At 57.4% G+C, this 18965-nt stretch carries 16 protein-coding genes and 3 pseudogenes; 10 read left to right on the top strand and 9 right to left on the bottom strand.

The annotated features are described in order from the left end of the window. Nucleotides 1-147: 147 nt before the first annotated feature. A complete protein-coding gene (locus ACR3ES_RS07765) occupies nucleotides 148-885 on the bottom strand; it encodes an alpha/beta fold hydrolase (RefSeq protein WP_480425147.1) in 738 nt (245 codons plus the stop codon). A 241-nt stretch (nucleotides 886-1126) separates the two neighbouring features. On the opposite strand from ACR3ES_RS07765, the gene ACR3ES_RS07770 reads away from it, so the two are divergent. The 3 genes from ACR3ES_RS07770 to ACR3ES_RS07780 all read left to right on the top strand — a co-directional run bounded on the left by ACR3ES_RS07770 (nucleotide 1127) and on the right by ACR3ES_RS07780 (nucleotide 4904). Continuing rightward, nucleotides 1127-2320, top strand: a complete 1194-nt coding sequence (locus tag ACR3ES_RS07770; RefSeq protein ID WP_170428892.1) for a helix-turn-helix domain-containing protein — start codon at nucleotides 1127-1129, stop codon at nucleotides 2318-2320. Between the two features lie 326 nt (nucleotides 2321-2646). Continuing rightward, nucleotides 2647-3441: a class D beta-lactamase gene (locus tag ACR3ES_RS07775; RefSeq protein ID WP_170428895.1), complete on the top strand. Its 795-nt coding sequence runs from the start codon at nucleotides 2647-2649 to the stop codon at nucleotides 3439-3441. Continuing rightward, complete coding sequence (locus ACR3ES_RS07780) at nucleotides 3441-4904, top strand: S41 family peptidase (protein ID WP_170635428.1); 1464 nt, start codon at nucleotides 3441-3443, stop codon at nucleotides 4902-4904. Before ACR3ES_RS07775 ends, ACR3ES_RS07780 begins: the two co-directional genes overlap by 1 nt. A 40-nt stretch (nucleotides 4905-4944) precedes the next feature. On the opposite strand, the gene ACR3ES_RS07785 is transcribed toward ACR3ES_RS07780, so the two are convergent. Beyond that, complete coding sequence (locus tag ACR3ES_RS07785; protein WP_480634492.1) at nucleotides 4945-5487, bottom strand: aminotransferase class I/II-fold pyridoxal phosphate-dependent enzyme; 543 nt, start codon at nucleotides 5485-5487, stop codon at nucleotides 4945-4947. 676 nt (nucleotides 5488-6163) lie between these two features. Continuing rightward, nucleotides 6164-6340: pseudogene (locus tag ACR3ES_RS07790) on the bottom strand (GntR family transcriptional regulator); the annotation flags it as partial. Nucleotides 6341-6416: 76 nt separating this feature from the next. On the opposite strand from ACR3ES_RS07790, the gene ACR3ES_RS07795 reads away from it, so the two are divergent. Beyond that, a complete protein-coding gene (locus tag ACR3ES_RS07795) occupies nucleotides 6417-7373 on the top strand; it encodes a DMT family transporter (RefSeq protein ID WP_170428904.1) in 957 nt (318 codons plus the stop codon). A gap of 28 nt (nucleotides 7374-7401) precedes the next feature. Here the strand turns inward: ACR3ES_RS07795 and ACR3ES_RS07800 are convergent, their stop codons facing one another. The 3 genes from ACR3ES_RS07800 to ACR3ES_RS07810 are packed head-to-tail and all read right to left on the bottom strand — an operon-like array spanning nucleotide 7402 to nucleotide 10234. Next, a complete protein-coding gene (locus ACR3ES_RS07800) occupies nucleotides 7402-8712 on the bottom strand; it encodes a TRAP transporter large permease (RefSeq protein ID WP_170428906.1) in 1311 nt (436 codons plus the stop codon). Next, complete coding sequence (locus tag ACR3ES_RS07805) at nucleotides 8709-9212, bottom strand: TRAP transporter small permease (RefSeq protein ID WP_170428909.1); 504 nt, start codon at nucleotides 9210-9212, stop codon at nucleotides 8709-8711. Before ACR3ES_RS07805 ends, ACR3ES_RS07800 begins: the two co-directional genes overlap by 4 nt. A gap of 8 nt (nucleotides 9213-9220) precedes the next feature. Further along, entirely contained in the window at nucleotides 9221-10234 is a 1014-nt protein-coding gene (locus ACR3ES_RS07810; RefSeq protein WP_170428912.1) for a TRAP transporter substrate-binding protein, read from the bottom strand. A gap of 155 nt (nucleotides 10235-10389) precedes the next feature. Here ACR3ES_RS07810 and ACR3ES_RS07815 point away from each other — a divergent pair, with 155 nt between their 5' ends. Next, nucleotides 10390-10887, top strand: coding sequence for a MarR family transcriptional regulator (locus ACR3ES_RS07815; protein WP_170428915.1), 498 nt, complete (start codon nucleotides 10390-10392; stop codon nucleotides 10885-10887). Between the two features lie 81 nt (nucleotides 10888-10968). On the opposite strand, the gene ACR3ES_RS07820 is transcribed toward ACR3ES_RS07815, so the two are convergent. Both ACR3ES_RS07820 and ACR3ES_RS07825 read right to left on the bottom strand, forming a co-directional pair. After that, a complete protein-coding gene (locus ACR3ES_RS07820; protein ID WP_480425152.1) occupies nucleotides 10969-11979 on the bottom strand; it encodes an IS30 family transposase in 1011 nt (336 codons plus the stop codon). A gap of 95 nt (nucleotides 11980-12074) precedes the next feature. Further along, on the bottom strand, nucleotides 12075-12950 hold the full coding sequence (locus tag ACR3ES_RS07825) for a LysR substrate-binding domain-containing protein (RefSeq protein WP_170428918.1): 876 nt from the start codon (nucleotides 12948-12950) through the stop codon (nucleotides 12075-12077). A gap of 121 nt (nucleotides 12951-13071) precedes the next feature. Between ACR3ES_RS07825 and ACR3ES_RS07830 the strand changes: the two genes are divergently transcribed. From ACR3ES_RS07830 to ACR3ES_RS07845, 4 genes and pseudogenes are all read left to right on the top strand, one after another. Beyond that, nucleotides 13072-14259 (top strand): 2-aminoethylphosphonate--pyruvate transaminase, encoded by a 1188-nt coding sequence (locus tag ACR3ES_RS07830; protein ID WP_480425153.1) that lies wholly within the window; start codon nucleotides 13072-13074, stop codon nucleotides 14257-14259. 18 nt (nucleotides 14260-14277) lie between these two features. Then, a complete protein-coding gene (phnA, locus tag ACR3ES_RS07835) occupies nucleotides 14278-15540 on the top strand; it encodes a phosphonoacetate hydrolase (protein ID WP_170428921.1) in 1263 nt (420 codons plus the stop codon). 35 nt (nucleotides 15541-15575) lie between these two features. Beyond that, nucleotides 15576-16993: pseudogene (gene phnY, locus ACR3ES_RS07840) on the top strand (phosphonoacetaldehyde dehydrogenase). Then, complete coding sequence (locus ACR3ES_RS07845) at nucleotides 16981-17115, top strand: hypothetical protein (RefSeq protein ID WP_480458714.1); 135 nt, start codon at nucleotides 16981-16983, stop codon at nucleotides 17113-17115. The pseudogene phnY and the gene ACR3ES_RS07845 overlap by 13 nt, the downstream one beginning before the upstream one ends. Here ACR3ES_RS07845 and ACR3ES_RS07850 read toward each other — a convergent pair. Then, nucleotides 17116-17811, bottom strand: a pseudogene (locus ACR3ES_RS07850) (AbrB family transcriptional regulator); the annotation flags it as partial. It lies immediately after the preceding gene. Here ACR3ES_RS07850 and ACR3ES_RS07855 point away from each other — a divergent pair. After that, a complete protein-coding gene (locus tag ACR3ES_RS07855) occupies nucleotides 17804-18904 on the top strand; it encodes a bifunctional DNA primase/polymerase (protein ID WP_480425156.1) in 1101 nt (366 codons plus the stop codon). The pseudogene ACR3ES_RS07850 and the gene ACR3ES_RS07855 sit on opposite strands and share 8 nt — an antisense overlap. Nucleotides 18905-18965 lie beyond the last annotated feature (61 nt).

An 18965-nucleotide genomic window follows, 5' to 3' on the forward strand; every position in this document is an offset into this window, starting at 1 on the left:
TCATCCTTCGTTTCAACAACGTCAAGGAGGCTGCGGGATCAGCGTCACCATGTCGTCCGTTCGTATCGGGGAGGACGTGTATGGGCCTGAATTCGGACACTGGCCATTGCAGCGTACAGAATGAGGCCCAAAAGGACGTTCAGAGGCTCACAACACGCGTTTCAGGAAAATGTCGATCGTTCTGCGGAGTTGTACAGGATTGTCGTGGTGCAGCATATGACCGCCCGGCAGTGTCACCAGCTCGGCAGTGTCGATCACCCGTGTTGCCAGTCTTGCGCCCTTGTGGGTCGAGCTATTATCGCGCCCAACGACCACAAGCGTAGGCGCACGGATTCGCCCCAGCGTTGCCTGGCCATCGTAGCTGGCAGCCGCCTGCATCGCCGCCACCAATGACTGCGTGCTCTGAGATGACAGTTGGCGCAACAGCTCTGCTCGGGTTGCAGGCGTTTGCCCGATACCTGCGAGACGTCCAAGCGTTTTGGGAGAGACGCGCCGCACCGTCTGAAGCGCCAGAAAAGAAATGAAGCGGCCTATCGGAGTGTGTCCGACGCTGGGAACGGATTCGATCAGAACAAGCGCTGAGACGCGATCCGGCGCGCGCGCCGCCAGCTCCATTGCCACCATACCGCCCAATGAGTGGCCGATAACGATGCAGTTTTTTGACAGCTTCGGCAGCATGCATGCTGCGAAGTTTTCGACAGTTGGGGGCGTTACCGGTATTTCCGACCCATGCCACGGCAGGTCCGGTGTACTGGCCTGAGACAAAGAGGCTGTCATGTTTCGCCAGGTTGTTCCCGACAATCCTGCGCCATGTAGCCACAAACTGTTTGTGTTACTCAACGTCAAGGCGGATTGGACCAGCCTGGGCCTGACTTTTTCCAACATTGTGGTCTTGCCTTTCGTTCTTTAATGCGCACAAAAGATGTATCAATTTGCGACTAAAGTGAAAGCTTAATGCAAGCGCTTGTTTTGATCGTCCTGATAGACGTGCCCCGTGTCCTAACCTGCCCGCAAAGACATCGGGACTAGGTCGAACGCGTTGAGTTGGCATTCGTCCTTGGATATTGGCCGGCCCAGGATCGGACGCAGGGTTTTTGCATCGCGTGATCCGGCATAGGAGATGAGTGTGTTCGTCGATCTCGAACGACTTTTTATCGCCACACAAGTGGCAAGTATATCAGTGGGCCTGATCGCGGCCGTTCTCAGCCTCAGTCTGACCCGGCCGGTCAAATTCGGCCGGGTTTTACCGCTGCTTTTTTTGGCTCTTGCCGGCAGCGAGTTTTCGTCCACCGCCGAACTGCTGTTTCCGAATATGCCTGCTGCTGTCTCCCTTGGCGTTTTCCTGTTCAGCTATTCGGTTACATTCTGGATTGCGCCACTGTTTTTGTTTCACGTGCGTTCGATTGCGCGCAACAGTACGAACGAACAAGGAAATGAAAAGCTGTTATGGCACTTTGTGTTGCCAAGTGTAGCGGTTCTCACGGTCTTGGTGTTGCTGATGATCCCGGACGCCACGCGCACCGAGATGTTTTCCGGGGTAAAGTTTCAGGATTTGCCAACATACGGACAGGCATTGGCCTTGATGTTTGTGGCCCTAGAGGCTGCGATTTATTTCCAGTGGTTGTTCTACGTGGGTTGGCTGTGTCGCATCCAAGTCAACCACCTGTCTGCGGTCAAAGACCATTTCGCCAGCACCGCAGGTCTAGAATTGCGTTGGGTGACGACGATCGCGGTTGTCACCGGGTTTTACGTGATCGTTTGCATTGTGGGTTTCCTGCGAAAACTCTTCGGCAACGCAGAGATAGTGAGCAACGAACTGGACAGCCTTTTTGTGCTCGTCATCGTTCTGGTCCTGACACTATGGGGATTGCGCCCGCCGGTCAGGATGCAGGACGTTGTCGTGACACTGGAAAAGGACCCGGCAGAGGCGGTTCCGAAATACGAGAAAAGCGCGCTCTCCTCGCAACAGGCCGACCGTATCATCAAGAAACTGCGCCGTGCGATGGAACAAGATCATCTGTATCGGGATCCCAATCTGACGCTTGCAAGTCTGGCTGGCCATGTTGGCGTTTCCACCAATTATACGTCGCAAACGCTAAACGAGCATATGGGACAGTCATTTTTCGACTATGTGAATGGGTGGCGCATCGAAGAAGCAATTCCCATGATAGAACGCGACGAGCAGACAGTGTTGGCCATTGCCTATGAGGTTGGGTTCAATTCCAGATCGTCGTTTTACACGGCTTTTAGAAAGAAGACCGGTATGACTCCATCGGCCTATAAGGGGCGTACGGATGCGTTAAAATCGGTTTCGCAATAGAGCGGCCCCAACTGCCTCAGCCGCATCAGCAACCCCTCTGATTTTTTCACAATAACTGTCTGCGCCGATAGGGCCGGGCGATCCGTTCCTTAGGGCGCTGCAAACCAAAACACGAAGAGGCACCACCCACCCCCAATTCTCTTAAACCGCAAACCGACCAACCACACAGAAACACGACCCGCCTGAATGCGCGTCAGCTGGGAATCCAAACAAGGTCGCCTGGAGCAGTAGTAATGTCGAACCCGCAAACCCCGAAACCATCTGCAGTCTGGCCACTCCGGCGAGTCTTCGTCACCAGAAATGAACTCCAACGGTCCAACGCTTTCTTGGTTCTGACGACCGTGCTGATGGTTATTGGCTGGTGGACACAAGGGGCTGCGGAAACCGTCGATGTGTCCGACGCGGTGCGAAGCGCTGGTGTCAATGCAGACGCCTCGACCATTGTTGTAAAGCGTCTGTCCGACGGACAGACCTGGCTCAGCAACCCCGAGCGCGCGCAGCAACGGTTTTCTCCGGCATCCACGTCCAAGATCCCGCACACGCTGATTGCATTGGAAACGGGTGTTGCCCAGCCTGATACAGTGTTTGTCTGGAAGAAGGTTGTCACGTGGAACCAGGATTGGAACCGGGATCACACGCTGACTACGGCGTTTCGGCAGTCTGTGGTCTGGGTGTTTCAGGAGATTGTCCAGATCGCCGGGCACCAAACCATGGCCGATTGGATGAACAGGTTTGACTATGGCAACGCGACCATCGGCGCGACAGATCATCTGACGACCTACTGGTTGGATGGCACGTTGCGGATCTCGGCTGAAGAACAGGTCGCGTTTGTTTCAAGATTTGTGAGGGAACAACTGCCGATTTCGGAACGCACGCATGCGGTCGCGCGGGTCATCATGTTCAACGAGCGCGGCGACAACTGGTCCTTGTATGCCAAGTCCGGTTGGCGGCACGGCGAGGATATCATGGACATCGGCTGGTATGTTGGATGGGTGCACTGTGCCAAAGACACGTATGTATTTGCCCTCAACCTGGATATGCCGGATGGGTCCTATCGGACTTTTCGGCAAAGCGCTGCTACCTCGGTTCTGAACGATATCGGCGCGTTTGACTGCCGCTGATGCGAAGCTGGGTGTTCATTTTTGGCATGTGCCTATGGTCTTCCACCTCAAGCGCAGAGGCCCCCGGCACGTTTGACGGTATCTGGCAGACGGATGGGTATGGCTGGATCATCGACATTCAGGGCGATGCCGCGCAGGTCTATAACGCAGCCGCCGATGTCTGCGTGTCGGAAACTTCGGGTCCGGAACCCATAGGACAAGCGCTTGACGGCGCGAAGCTTGTCCGGGGATCCAGACCCGAACATATTGAGATTTTTGCCGAACAGGAAAAGCACCCGATCCGGGCCAAGCGCCTGCCCGGCTTGCCGCTTACCTGCCAGAATGGCGCTACAAAGGACCCGCAGGACAATCTGAACGCCCTGCTGGCTTTTTTCGATCAGAATTACCCTTTCTTTGAGTTGTATGGCGTGAACTGGCACCGGCAGAGTGCTTGGGCGCGGCAGGTTCTGTCTGCCGATGCCACCGGTCCGGAACTGTTTGCGGTTGTGGCGCATCTCATGACACCGATCCGGGACGGCCACCTGAGCCTGACGGCCGAGTTCGAACAGTGGCCCCAGCGCTTTGTCGCACATAAGGGGCGGACGCTGGAGCGTGTGAAGGACCGCGCCTCGATGCAAGGAGATGATCCGAGGCTTGCCATGATGCAGTTCAAGACCCGTGTGTGGACGGAAAGCATCGCTGACACGGTGCTGAAGGGGCAGGGGCGGCGCGTAGGAAATGATCGGATACAGTATGGCGTTCTGGGTCAAGATGTGGGCTATCTGGCTTTGGGCGCGGTCGGAGGGTTCGGGCCGCCAGATGCCAGCGCGGCTGAGGAATTGCGGATCACACGCGCTTTGTTCGATGAGGTTCTGGCCTATTTTGAGCGTGCTGGTGTCAAATCCTTGATTCTGGACCTGAGTCTCAATTTCGGTGGAGACGACTATATCGCCCGCGAAATCGCCAGCCGGTTTGTCGACAGGAAAACGCGGGCTTATTCGAAATACGCGGCGGATGCGTCCGACCCGGTCACGACGCATTATGACATCAGTCCCAGCGGGGGTCAGCGTTTTGGGGGCGAGGTTCTGTTGCTGACAAGCAGCGTCACCGTCAGTGCCGCTGAGGTGCTGACGCTTGCCTTGCGTGCGAATACAGGTGTTCGCCATATCGGAGAGCCGACACGCGGCGCCCTGTCCGACATCCTGCCACGCCGATTGCCCAACGGATGGCGCCTGACCCTGTCCAACGAAGTCTATCTGGATGCCGAGGGACAGCACTGGGAGGGCAGGGGCATCGAGCCGCATGTTCAGATGGAGGTGTTTGACGATGACCATCCGGTCGCACGTCACTCCCAGACCGTTCTGGCGTTAGCCGAACTCGCTGAAGCCCAACGGAATATCGGTAACGGGGGCAATCTGTTGGAAAATGCCGTCACCGGGTCCTGCAGCGTGCTCAAAACACCTTCCATCACGCCGGGCCCGTGAACGAGATTTTTGGGTACGGCTTACCGGTTCCTTTGTACGTTCAAATGGTCAGGTCATAGGTGCTCAGGGGCGTGCGCAGCAACGCTGCAATCCTGTTGAGCCCGTCTATCAACCGGTCTTCGCTTGGCTCGTGGCTGAGGCATATTCGGATGGCCTCCGGGGCGTCTCCAGGCCGGACCGAAAAACTGCGGGCCTCGGTCACCAGCACACCGTGTTGGGCACATTGCGCGCGGACCACGTCGGCTCTTATGCCTTCCGGCAGCGGCAGCCACGCATGCAGCCCATTCGGGTCGGCGATGTAATCGACACCGTCCAGAATCTCTCGGGCGAGGGTCTGGCGCTGTGCCGCAAGGGCCCGTTGGCTGACAACCAGTGTGCGGGTTGCGCCATCACGGATCAGGCGTGCGGCAACCTCGAGCGTCAGTGGGGGTGCCATCCAGACGCTGAGATTGACCGCCCGACGCAGCCCGGGTGCCAGCCTCTCGGGGACGCCTAGAAATCCGACGCGCAGCCCCGGTGCAACAGCCTTGGACAGGCTTGAGACATAGATCGTTTGCTCCGGCGCGCGCGGCCAGTGCGGCAGGGCGGTCTGGTTTCAAAGGGCCGAACACGTCGTCTTCAATGACAATGACGTCATGTCGCGTGGCAATCTCGGCAATGGCCTGTCGGCGGTTGTCTGACAGCGTCACGGTGGTCGGAGCTTGCAGAGTGGGCGTCAGATAAATCGCTTTGGGTCTGGATGCGCGGCAATGCGCCTCGAAACTGTCGGGGATGATCCCGGCCAGGTCTGTTTCAACCTGCATTGTATGGATACCCAAACGTTTGGCCATGCTGTGAACTGGCATGTAAGTCAGCGGTTCCGTGAGCAGGAGGTCCCCGGACCCCAGAACCGACGTCAGGATACAGAGCAACCCGTGTTGCGCCCCAATGGTCGCGATTGTTTCGCCGGGTACTGTGGGAACACCACAGCTTTCCAGCCATGTCTTGCCTGCGTCGCTGTGCGGCATCAGGTCTGCATCGGCGTGGTAATCGAGCAGGGACTGCACTTGCGGACCATTGGAAATCTCTCCAAGCACGCGGCGAATGTGGGGTTCGGCAAAGCCCGGAAAGGGAAGATTGCGGGACAGATCGATAGGCCCGCTTTGGGCGCGATGCAGAGTGTTGACTGTCTCGCCCGAGTCGGGTTCTTCCACGGACCTTACGAAGGTGCCGCGCCCAACTTCACCACGCAGCAAAGCCCGCCGGATAGCTTCGGTATAAGCGCGGCTGGTGGTGTTTGCAGACACCCCCAACTGATAGGCAAGTTCTCGATGCGGCGGCAATTGCGTTCCGGGCGCGAGTTGTCCTGTTGCGATTGCGTCCGCCATCGCCTCGACGATCTGAAGATATTTGGGGCCCTCTCGCCCAGTGAGATCCGGAAGCCAAATTGCCATCATATCAATGTTTCTATTGCATCTATGCAATAGTGGCGCAATTTCTGATTGGGTCAATGCAATTTATCAGGTGAGCCCCATGACCCAGTTTTCACCATCCGTCGGCAAAGGCATCGTGCTTGCGCTGCTGAGCCTGTTTTTGTTGGGTACCATGCCGATCATCTCGAACCTGCGCCCGGCAGCCATCGACGCGTTGTCATTTGCGCTGGCCCTCTCAGTCTGGCAGGTCGTCTTTGCTGCGCCTGTCTTTGGCATTGAGCTCAAACGCGGGACAAAAGGAATTCTGGGGGTCGATCTGCCATCGCGCACGCGCAGGCGGATGGCATGGGTCGCGGTGTTTACCGGGGCTTTGTTTGGGCTGTCGACCTATCTTTATGTCCTGGGGGTTCAAAAGGCCGGAGCGACCAATGCCGCAGTTGCCATTCAGGCATACCCGGTGTTTTCCATCCTGTGGGAGAGCCTGTTTCTCAAGCGCCGCAAAACCGCTGTCGAACTGGGATTGACCGCTATACTGATCGGCTCGCTCTACTACCTCGGAACAGGTGGCACGTTTCTTATGTCCGGCCTGTCGCCCTGGTTCTTGGTGTCATTGGGTGTGCCGTTTCTGTGGAGCGTGGCTCATGTCATTATCAAGGAAGAACTGAGCGCAACCCCGATCACGCCGGTACAGGTTACGTTTTTCCGGGTGGCGATCTCAACGGTGTTTCTGGTGATCGTAGTGACGCTGGCTTTGCCGGCCGGGTTGATGGCAGCCGGTGCAGCCATCGTGCAGCCGATGTCGGCATTGATGGGGTTGGTCTACTATCTGGAACTGATCGTCTGGTTCTATGCGGTGCGGCACATCGACGTTTCGCTTGCCAGTTCGATCACCACACCGTGGCCTGCCCTGACGATGATACTGGCGGTGCCCTTGCTGGGGGATACAGTCGAGACGTACCAAATCGTGGCGTTGGTTGTCGTGGTTGCCTGTATCTATGGTTTGACACTTGCGGGGCTGCGGAAAGCCCGCAAGCTTCAACCGGTCAGCGGTTCATAGCGTCGTCGCGTGTGTGGTCCGCTTTCTCCTAAAACACCAAAATCAGCGGAATCGCAGGAATCGCGATCAACAGGACCAGACGAAGGATGTCGGCGATCCAGAACGGTAGAATGCCAGAGAAAATCGTCTGTATCGGGACATCGGGCAGAACCGTGCGCAGGACAAAGACGTTCAGGCCGATGGGCGGTGAGATCAGGCTGATCTCGGTCACGACAACGACGATAATGCCGAACCAGATGGCGACGGCCTCTGGGCTGGCCAGCATGCCGTCGCCGAAATCCAGTGCCATGATCATCGGGAAAAAGATCGGAACGGTCAGCAGGATCATCGACAGGCTTTCCAGCACCGCGCCGAGGATGATGTAGATCAGGACCAGCACAAAGATTACCACAAAGGGACTTACATCAAGCGACTCAACAAAGGACAGAATGGCGTCGGGCAGGCCTGCGAAGCTAACAAAATTGGAAAACACCTCGGCACCGATGATGATGGCAAAGATCATGGCGGTCGGGCGTATCGTGTCCAGGCCCACTTTGATCAGGCCCTTTACTGTCAATCCACCCATTGCGAATGCGATGACCAGTGAGACGAGAGCCCCAACGGCGGCCGCTTCGGATGGGGTAAAGAATCCACCATAGATGCCAATCATGATCACCGCAAACAACCCGACAACGGCAAGAACGCCAATCACGTCTCTTTCGGTGAGCGGCTGTTTTGAATCCTCGTTGGGTGCAAGGTCCGGGCGTGCTTTGACGGTCGCATACACCGCTGCCACATAAAGCAGTACACCCAGCAGCCCCGGCAGCAACCCGGCCAGGAAAAGCTTGCCAATATCGGCCTCGGTAATGATGCCGTAGATGATCAGGATCACGGACGGCGGGATGAGAATGCCCAGCGTGCCGCCAGCGGCAATCGATCCGGTCGCAAGGCTGTCTGCGTAGCCAACCTTTCGCATGGATGGCATCGCGACTTTGGACATTGTCGCGGCGGTTGCAAGGGACGAACCGCACACCGCGCTGAACCCGCCGCAGGCCACAACCGTTGCCATGGCAAGGCCCCCGGGCAGGCGGTGCAGCAGCCGATGCGCGGTGGCGAATAGCGAATGGCTGACACCTGAAACCGTCAGCAGGTTCCCCATCAGGATAAACAGCGGGATCACAGACAGGGTGAACGACAGAACGGTGTCAAATGTGGTGTTGCCCAGAAGCGTGAAGCTGGCCTTCCAGCTGCGCAGCAGGGCAAAGCCAACCGTTCCGACCGCGATCATCGCAAATGCGATGGGAACCCGGGCGAATACAAGGGCAAATAGGACGGCCATGCCCAGCAGCGACTCGATCATGAACGGGTGTTTCCGGCGTTGTACACGACCGCCGCAACGGCAGAGATCGCGCAGGAGACCGAGACCAGCCGGGCAACAAAGAACAACGGTATAGAGAGCGAATTGGTAACCGTGCCGCGCTTGTATAGTTTTTGGGCGTGTTCCCAGACCTCCCAGGCCATCGCGGAAAAGATGCCTGCAACGATGATCATGGCCAGAAACCCGAGCGCTACCGACAGTGCAGAGCCTGTCCTGATCGGCAAAAGATCGGCGCGGATGTGACCGTCGGTTGCGGTTGTCAGCGGCATGGCCAGAAACACAAGCGTGGCCAGAAAGATCTCGGTCAGTTCAAACGCCCCGCTGATCGGGCGGTTGAACAGGTACCGCGCAATGACGTCCGCCGATGTCAGCAGCATCATGGCCAGAAGGACCAGAACCGCAGCGACCGACAGGCCGTTCAAGAAGGCGCGCCAGATTCTCTGCGCCTGACGCGCCTTTGTTTGCGTGGTTTGCTGGGCCATGGTCCGGGCTACTGACCGGTCTGGCTGCGCAGATCGGCCAGCGCGGCCGCGCCGTCAAACCCGCCCTCTGAAACGGCTTCGGCCCACGCGGCCTCATGGTTGGCGGCAAATCCCCGGATGGCCTCGAGAACGGCGTCGGGTGCGTCATAGACCACAACCGATGTTCCGGCCGTGTAGTCTGCGCCCTCGGCGTCAGCGGCGTCCCAGGTTTTACCGGCCATCGCGGCAAGTGCAGCGCCGGACACAGCCTCGATCGCGGCCTGATCCGCCTCGGAAATATCGTCCCAGCGATCCTCGTTCATCACCAGAAACCATGACGTGTTGTACATGCCGCCCGGGATGTTCATCGAATGGGTGATATGGTCGGTCAGTTTGAAGGCCTGCAGCGCCTCGACGGGGAAGGTCACGCCGTCGATCACGCCTGTCGAGAGCTTCTCGAACACCTGACCCGGCCCCATGAACTGCGTGGTGATGCCGAGGTCTGTGGACAGGTCGGCGATATATCCACCCGGTGTCCGGATTTTCAAACCGGCAAAGTCCTCGGGAGTTTCAATTTGACGCTGGTTGTTGTGGAACATGCCGGGGCCGTGCACGAACAGACCCAGCAGTTTCACGCCTTCATGTTCGGATTGGGCGTCCAGTGTGTCGTTGTAGACGTTCCAGTAGGCAACGGATGTGGTTTCGGCCGAGTCGCCGAGAAACGAGAACTGACCGATGCGAGACCGCAAGAACCGGTCATCCTTGGTGAACGAGTGCAAACCGTAGGTGATGTCCGCCACGCCATCGACGGCGAGGTCAAAATGAGCCGGGGGCGGCCCGAGCGGTTTTGGCAGGAACCGGACGGTGACCCGATCCTCGGTCGCTTCGGCCACGGCGTCGGCCCAGGGCTGCATGATGCCGGCCACTACTGGGTGCTGAGGTGGAAGCCAGGACGACATCACCAGCTCTTCGGCCCAGACCGCCTGTGCAGACAGGCCGGTTCCGACAAGTGTCGCGGCAATCAACGCGCGAAAGTTGCTCATTTCATTTCCTCCCCGATTTCACACAGACAGAAACCCCTTGTCACAATTGGTTTCATCTGTAACGATATGGCCACTTTAGTTTCCCATGAAACAAAGTCAACACTCGAGTCGGCGCGATACAGTCGACCGAAACGTGCAGTAAAAAGGAGCGGGGCGTGGCCAATTCGGTTACAGAAGAAGAAATCGCACACAAGGTGGATGACCTGCGTCTCGACCTGAATTCTTTTATGCCATATCAGCTGCGGCGGACATACGCGGTCGTATCGGATTTGCTGCTTCAGATCTATGAGGGGGAATTTGGTCTGTCCGCGTCGGAATGGCGTGTTCTGGCCATACTCGTTCGGGACGAGGAAGCGACGAACCGCGAGATCGTCGTCAACGCGACTATCGACAAGGTGGCCGTCAGCCGCGCCATCAGCCGGTTGAGCGACAAAGGTTTGGTTGATCGCAAGCCAAATCCAGAAGATGGGCGGAGCGAGTTGCTCTTGCCGTCCGAAGCCGGCACGCGATTGTATAAAGATGTGTCGCCGCATCTGATCGGGCTGGAAAAAGAACTTTTGGGTACGCTCAGTCAGACGGAAAGAAGGCAGTTGAATGCCATTCTGAAAAAGATTGAGGCATCCGGACAGAGATTGGCCGCGAACGAAACGTGATCCGGTAACGACGGCAGAGGCCGTTCTGGTCGGGGCTGAGGATGTGAACTCATGTTGAAGTGCAGTTCTTGATATGTCCTTTTATTCCAAACGGTTCTGGATCTCCATCAGCTTGGCTTCGAAGACTTCTGCAGGCGTTTGGTAGCCGAGGCACTTGCGGGGGGTCGAATTGAGGCGCTGACAAATCGACCTCAAATATCGATTTGTCAGCGCCGTCGGTTCGGTTGAGCGAGGCAGATACTTCCGCAGCCTGTTGTTCGTGTTCTCGACCGTTCCTTTCTGATACGGCGCTTGTGGATCGCAGAACCAGGCATCCGCGCCGATCCCGGCCCTGAGGTGCCTCCAGGCCGAGAACTCGGTGCCACGGTCGAAGGTGATCGACTGACGTGCATCGGCGGGCAGGGGAGCCAGCCCCTGGATCAGCGCTTCCATGATCGGCTTGGACTGGCGATCCTCATTGCGCATCACGACAGCATAGCGACTGACGCGTTCGACCAGAGACGTCACATTGACTTTCCCATACTCCTTGCGAAACATCATCAGATCACATTCCCAGTGGCCGAACTCAGTGCGGTCCGCGATGCGCTCGGGCCTGTGAGACAGGCTCTGCGTGTCAAAGATGTGGGTCCGGTTGTACCTGCGATAGCCACGTGGCCGGCGGCGTTTGCGATGCTCAGGGAGATGGCGGTAAAACTGTTCCTCGCGGCCATCCTTGGAATAGGCGAACCGATAGATCGTCTCGTGACTCACACGGATCGGATGGCGTTCAAGCCGCATCCGGCCTGCGATCTGTTCGGGCGACCATCCAGCCTTGAGTCGATCTTCGATGGCTTCCTTGAGGTCTGGATGCACGATCATCTTGCGATGGATCGCGCGGCGCGCCTCGTATTTGTCCTGAGCGACAACCGCGTGATATCCGTTGAGTTCTGGGATCTCAGTATCTGTGTATCGGTTCCGTTTGATGTCTCGGTAGATCGTAGAGGGGTTACGACCCAACCGATCGGCTATCTCAGCGACCGGCATTTTTGCTTCCAGCCACTTTGCGAGCTTACGTCGTTCGCCCAGTTTCAGGTGACAGTAGCGGCTTCCCATTCTTCATACTCCATGCAACTCTCTGTTTTAGTACAGAATTTGCACTTCGTTTGTGAATCCACCGGAGGCTCAGACTACGCCGCATAATTCGACGCCTAAGGTTTTTCTGACTTTGCCTGTTTCACCAGATCCATGAAGGCCCGTATGATTTTTACGTCGCGCCGCTGTGAAAGGGAGATCAGGCTTTCGCCCATCTGCAGGTTGATACCTTTCAGCCTGATCTGTCGGAGGCGGTCATCGCGCACGTATTCTGCCTGAGAGACAAAGCCGACCCCGGCACCCGAGGCGACCAGTTCCCGGACGGCCTCTCGGCCTTCTGCCACAATCGCAGGCTTGAGCGTAACGCCCTGTTTTCTGGCCTCAACTTCCAGCTTCTGGCGTGTTTTTGACCCTTTTTCCCTGAAAACAAGTGGCAGTTTCGTCAGCTGTTTCAGGGAAAGTCCGGGATTGGAGGCCAAAGGCATGTCTTTGGCCGCAAAAGCCACGATCTCGGTGGATCCGAGGCTTATGACATCCATATCCCGGCCCGGAGTCGGGCTGCCGACGACGCCAATTTCTGCAGTGTAGGACCGGAGCTCTTCCAGAATGTCCTCGGTGTTACCGGATCGCACTGTAATGGTGATCTTGGGGTTCTTCTTTTGAAAGGCCGCGAGAAAGGCCGTCATGTGATGTGCTGAATCCGCGATAATGCGCAGCTCGCCATCGATCGCGGCTTTGGTCTCGGACAGGTAGTCTTCGATCTGATCTTCGATCTCGAAGTATTGATTGGTGTATCTGTAAAGCTGTTCGCCTTCGGAGGTCAGGGTTACGCGTTTTCGCTCCCGTTGAAACAACAACAGATCGTGATCCTGTTCCAGTTTCCGCACCTGCTCGGATATTGCGGGCTGGGTTAAAAACAAAGCCTCTGCGGCGCGGGAAAATCCGCCATGTTTCGCCACATAGTGAAAAGCTTTGAGCTGGCTGTGACGCATTGCGGATCTCCAATCATAGGTTCATAGGCTGAGCTTATAGATAGATTGATAATTGCAATTTCACATATGGAACCTGATGCTGCAATTGTGTTCTCGAAAAACGCGTGTCTGGAGCCTGGTAGTGACGTCTTCGACCTCTGCAATCGAACAGCCTGGGCTGGGTGAACCCTATCTGCTGACGCCCGGTCCTTTGACGACGTCCTATGCGGTAAAGGCCGCCATGCTAAGGGACTGGGGAAGCTGGGATGACGACTTTCGCGCCATGACCGGCGATCTGCGGTCGGGCGTGCTGCGGATGCTTGGTCAGGGGGCTGATGGTTTTGACTGTGTCCCGATACAGGGCAGCGGGTCGTTTGCGGTCGAAGCGATGCTTGCATCGTTGATACCCGCCGATGGCAAGGCGCTGGTACTTGCCAACGGTGCCTATGGTCAGCGATCGGCCAAGACGTTGGAGTATCTTGGTCGCGATCATGTGGTTCTGGACAAAGGGGATTATCTGCCGCCCAGAGGTGAGGAAGTCGCCCGGATTCTGGCCGACGATCCCGATATCACTCATGTGGTTGCCGTTCACTGCGAGACCAGCTCTGGCATTTTGAACCCTGTCAAGGAGATTTCGGAAGCGACTTACGGGGCCGGGTGCAAACTTTTGATCGACTCGATGTCCGCATTTGGTGCGATCGAGCTTAAACCGGCCGAAATTCGGTATGAAGCCTTGGTCTCTTCGGCAAATAAATGCATCGAGGGTGTTCCGGGCTTTGGCTTCGTTGTCGCGCGCAAAAGCGAGTTGGAAGCTGCAGAGGGCAACAGCCACTCCTTGTCTTTGGATGTGCACGCGCAATGGGTGCATATGAACAAAACCGGTCAGTGGCGTTTCACACCTCCGACGCATGTGGTCGCCGCGTTTGTCGAGGCGCTCAGGGCGCATGCCGCCGAAGGGGGCGTACCCGGCCGGGGTGCACGTTACACTCGGAACCGGGATGTCATGGTCCAAGGCATGCGGGACCTGGGCTTTGAAACCCTATTGGACAATCGTTGGCTGAGCCCGATCATCGTCACCTTCTTCTGCCCGGCAGATGAGAGGTTTGTGTTCGAGGACTTCTACAACCTGATGAAAGCCAAGGGCTTTATCATTTATCCGGGCAAGCTGACGGTTGTGGACAGTTTTCGCATCGGTTGCATCGGTCAGATGGACGAGCATGTGATGCGGCGGGTCGTGAGGGCCGCCAAGGACTCGCTGGACGAAATGGGTGTGGCAAGCGCCGCACCTCCTCTCCGGGCATTGGAAGAACGCGCCAAACTGGCAGCCTGATTATCAAGGACAATACAGATGACCATCCAAACCCCTGTTGTTGCAAATGACCGCAATTATGCTGTGCCCAAGACCTGTGCAGTTGCCATCTGTCTTGACGGGTGCGAGCCGGAATATCTGGAGGTTGCGATTGCCAAGGGGCTGATGCCCAACCTCAAGCGGATTCGGGAAACTGGCACTGACCGGCTGGCCCATTCCGTGATCCCATCGTTCACCAATCCCAACAACCTGTCGATTGCAACCGGTCGCCCGCCCTCGGTGCACGGGATCTGCGGCAATTTCCTCTACGACCCGGACACAGGCGAAGAGGTGATGATGAACGATGTGCGGTTCCTGCGCGCGCCGACGATCTTTTCGCAGTTCTACGAAGCAGGTTATCGCGTTGCCATGGTCACCGCCAAGGACAAGCTGCGCGCGCTGCTGGGGGCCGGGCTGAGGTTTGACGAAGGCCGCGCCGTCGCGTTCTCCTCCGAACGGTCCGGCGACACGACACTGGCCGAGCATGGGATCGACAATGCCAACAAATGGCTGGGCCGGGACGTGCCCGAGGTCTACTCGGCCGAGCTGTCCGAGTTTGTGTTTGCGGCCGGCGTCAAGCTGCTGAAAGAGTTCGAGCCCGACATGATGTATCTGTCGACCACCGACTATATTCAGCACAAGTTCGCACCAGACCAGAAGGGCGCGCTGGATTTCTATGCCATGTTCGATCGCTACCTGGGCCAACTGGATGCGTTGGGCGCCGCAATTGTGGTGACCGCCGATCACGGCATGAAACCCAAGCATGAGGCTGCCACGAAAGTTCCTTCAGTGATCTATATGCAGGACGTGTTCGATGACTGGCTGGGCGCGGACCAAGCGCGGGTGATCCTGCCGATCACTGATCCCTATGTGGTCCATCACGGCGCGCTTGGTTCGTTTGCAACCGTCTATCTGCCCGAGGGTGCGGACGCCGCCGGGATTGTGGCCCGGGTCGCTGCCCTGCCGGAAATGCTGGAGGTTCTGACCAAAGAAGAGGCGGTTGCCAAATACGAACTGCCCGCTGACCGGATCGGGGACCTGACCATGGTCTGCACGGGTGACATGACCATCGGAACCAGTGAAGACCGGCACGATCTGGCGGCTCTGGACGAACCCCTGCGCAGCCATGGCGGTTTGACCGAACAGGAGGTGCCGTTCATCGTCAATCGGGTGATGGACTTGCCGGGCGCGCCGGTTTTACGCAACTTTGATGCCTTCTACTACGCGGCCCAGGCCGCGGCATTGGAAGAGGTGGATGCATGAACAAGATGGATAAGACCGACATTCGCAACGAGGGGATGCGGATCGGCGGCGAAATCATCTATGCCGACAAAACGCTGCCGGTCCATTACCCCTACACCAACGAGGTTATAGGTCACGTGCCCGCGGGCACCGCCGAACATGCGCGCAAGGCGTTTGAGATCGCGGCAAACTACACGCCAAAACTGACCCGGTATGAGCGCAGCCAGATCCTGCAGCGAGCGGGTGAACTCATTGGTGAGCGTCGCGACTATCTTGCGAAATGGTTGACGCTGGAGCTTGGCATTTGCCACCAGCACGCGATTTATGAGACCAAGCGCGCGCAGGACGTCTATCAGTTTGCAGCCGCAGAGGCGCTGAAGGACGATGGCGAGATATTTTCCTGCGATCTGACCCATAACGGCAAGGCCCGCAAGATTTTTACAATGCGAGAGCCGGTGAAAGCCATTAGTGCAATCACGCCCTTCAACCACCCTCTGAATATGGTCAGCCACAAGATTGCACCGTCGATTGCGACCAACAACTGCATGGTGTGCAAACCCACCGAGCTGACCCCGCTGACCTGCCTGACACTGGCCGACATTCTCTACGAAGCCGGCTTGCCACCCGAAATGTTCCAGGTTGTGACCGGCTGGCCCGGTGACATTGGCGATGAAATGATCACCAATGAACATATCGATGTGATTACCTTCACCGGCGGTGTGCCTGTGGGCAAGATGATTGCGGAAAAAGGCGTCTACAAGCGGCAGGCGCTGGAATTGGGCGGGAATGATCCACTGATCGTTCTGAACGACTTGTCCGACGCCGATCTGGACAAAGCGGCCACGATTGCTGTGGCCGGGGCCACCGGAAATTCGGGCCAGCGCTGCACCGCGATCAAACGTATCCTCGTGCAGGAAAGTGTGGCAGATAGGTTTGTGCCGCTGGTGCTGGAAAAGGCAAAAACATCAGGTTCGGCGATCCGCAGGACCCCGCGACCGAGCTGGGCTGTGTGATCCATGACAAGGCAGCGGAACTGTTCGAAAACCGCGTGTTCCAAGCCGAGAAAGAGGGCGCTGAAATCCTCTATCATCCGGGCCGTCAGGGCGCGCTGCTGCCACCCATCGTGGTGGATAAGGTGCCCCATGACAGCGAGCTGGTCATGGAGGAAACCTTTGGTCCCATCGTGCCAATCGTGCGTGTGCCGGATGACGACGAAGAGGTAATGGCGATATCGAATTCGACCGAGTTTGGCCTGTCCTCAGGTGTCTGCACCAACGACCTGAATCGCGCGATTGCCTATATCAACGGACTGAACGTCGGCACCTGCAATATCTGGGAACAACCCGGCTACCGCATCGAAATGTCCCCTTTTGGCGGCATCAAAGACAGCGGCAATGGAGTGAAAGAGGGTGTGATTGAGGCGATGAAGTTCTTCACCAACGTCAAGACATACTCCTTACCATGGCCTCAGTGACGCTGGCGATCCCATATCTGCCCAGGTACCGCTCGGGGCTGGGCTGTGTGATGGTCGGCACGATCAACGGCCCAAAGCACTTGCCATCGCCAACCCTGCTCAAGGTGGGTCGATCCACATGATCAGCCCCGAGGTCCGGGCCACCGCAGGATCAGATTGGCCACAATCGGAGCGCCGATGATGACAAGAACGATGCGCGTCAGGTGGTGGGTGACTACAAATCGGAGATCGGCGCCCGACACGATGGCCAGCACTGTCATTTCCGCTTGACCACCGGGCGCAAAGGCCAAAAACGCTTCGACAGGATGGCCCAGTCCCAATGTGGTGATTGCTGCGGTAAAGGCGGCGGCGAGTATGGCGAGCAAGACCACATATGTGCCGCCGGCCAAGACCACCCGGCGCAGTTCGGACCACGTGACGCCCACCAATTGAACCCCGATTGCACAGCCGATGAAGAACTGTGCCGCCAGGATCGCTTCGCGCGGCGGGCGGGCATGGATGAGATCGCCCAGTGACAATCCCGCGGTCAGGATCATCGGTCCGAGGATCGACGCCCCGAACAGCCCGATCCGTTCACCGCCCTTCCAGCCGATGGTGGCGGCAGCGATCATTAATAGCAGTTCGTGAAATGATAACTGGCCGATTGGTTGACCCATCGGGTTGGTCAAGTCGGCGTCGTAGAACAGGGTCAGGAACAGTGGTGCCAGCGTGACTATGATCAGAACACGGGTGCCGTGGATCAAGGATAACATACGGGGGTTTGCACCCGCCTCAGTCCCGAAGATGATCATTTCCTGTAAACCACCGGGCATGGCCGAACTCTTCCCGAAAGGTCAGCACAGTGCTACGAGCAATCTGCGCAAAATTCGGGAAGCGTTCAAGAAATACCCGTCCGCCAATTTGGGAGTGATCCTGCCGCCGGGATTGGTCGTGCTAGATGTGGACGGCCCCGAGGGCGAAGAAACTTTTGACGGCTTGGCCTTGAAGCCGACTTTGGCAGTTCAAACCGGCAGGGGTACACATCACTACTATCGGGCCTTGGAGGCGTTTCCCAAGAAAAAAGCACCTCTCGTTGGAATCGACATCAAAAATGCCGACAGCGGCTACATCGTCGTGCCTCCAAGTACGCACCACAGCGGGAAGCCATATCGGTGGCGCAGAAACAGAAAGACTGTCGCCCGTTTGCCTTCGTCCTTCGTTCGGTCATTAGAGCGCAAGACCACCCGCACTGCACGGTTCGACAACGAGGGGACATTCAAAGCCGGTGGTCGAAACAATGGGTTGACCAAAATTGCGGGTTCTCTCAGGTTCCGCGGCCTTGGCGAGACAGCGATTACCGCAGCGCTTCGGGCCATCAATGGCGCGGCGTGCAGTCCCCCTCTTGGCTCAGACGAAGTGGATCGAATTGCCGATAGTGTCAGCCATTATGATGCTGGTTACGAGGAAGGGTTTGGCTGGCTTGGTGATATCGATGAATCCGAACCGCAATTTCTTGCCTATCCTTACATCGTCAAGGGCGCGATCACTGTTCTTGATGGTAATATGGGCCAAGGGAAATCCACCTTCACCTGCGCTATCGCCGCCGCTGTCACGATCGGCAAGCCGCGTCCGTTCGTGGATAGAATCGAAAGAGGCTCCATCCTCTTCATGTCTGCGGAGGACGACCCATCGCGCGTGCTGAAACCCCGCCTGATGAAAGCCGGGGCCGATGTGTCGAAGGTCCGATACCAAGAGGAACCGTTCACCTTGGGTGAACGCGGCCTCACCCTCTTGCGGCTGGAACTCGCAGCGAACACGCCCGCGCTCGTGGTGATCGACCCGATCATTGCCTTCATGAAGGAAGGTTCGGACGGGAAAAGTGGTGCCCGGGGGCCGTTTCAAACTGCCGGTCAGGGTCAGCCTAAATCATAATGATTTCAATAAGATAAGAGATTCCAAATAATTGAGTGTTGCGGGATTTGTTGCGGGATTA

The organism is Ruegeria sp. B1, from assembly GCF_056535885.1.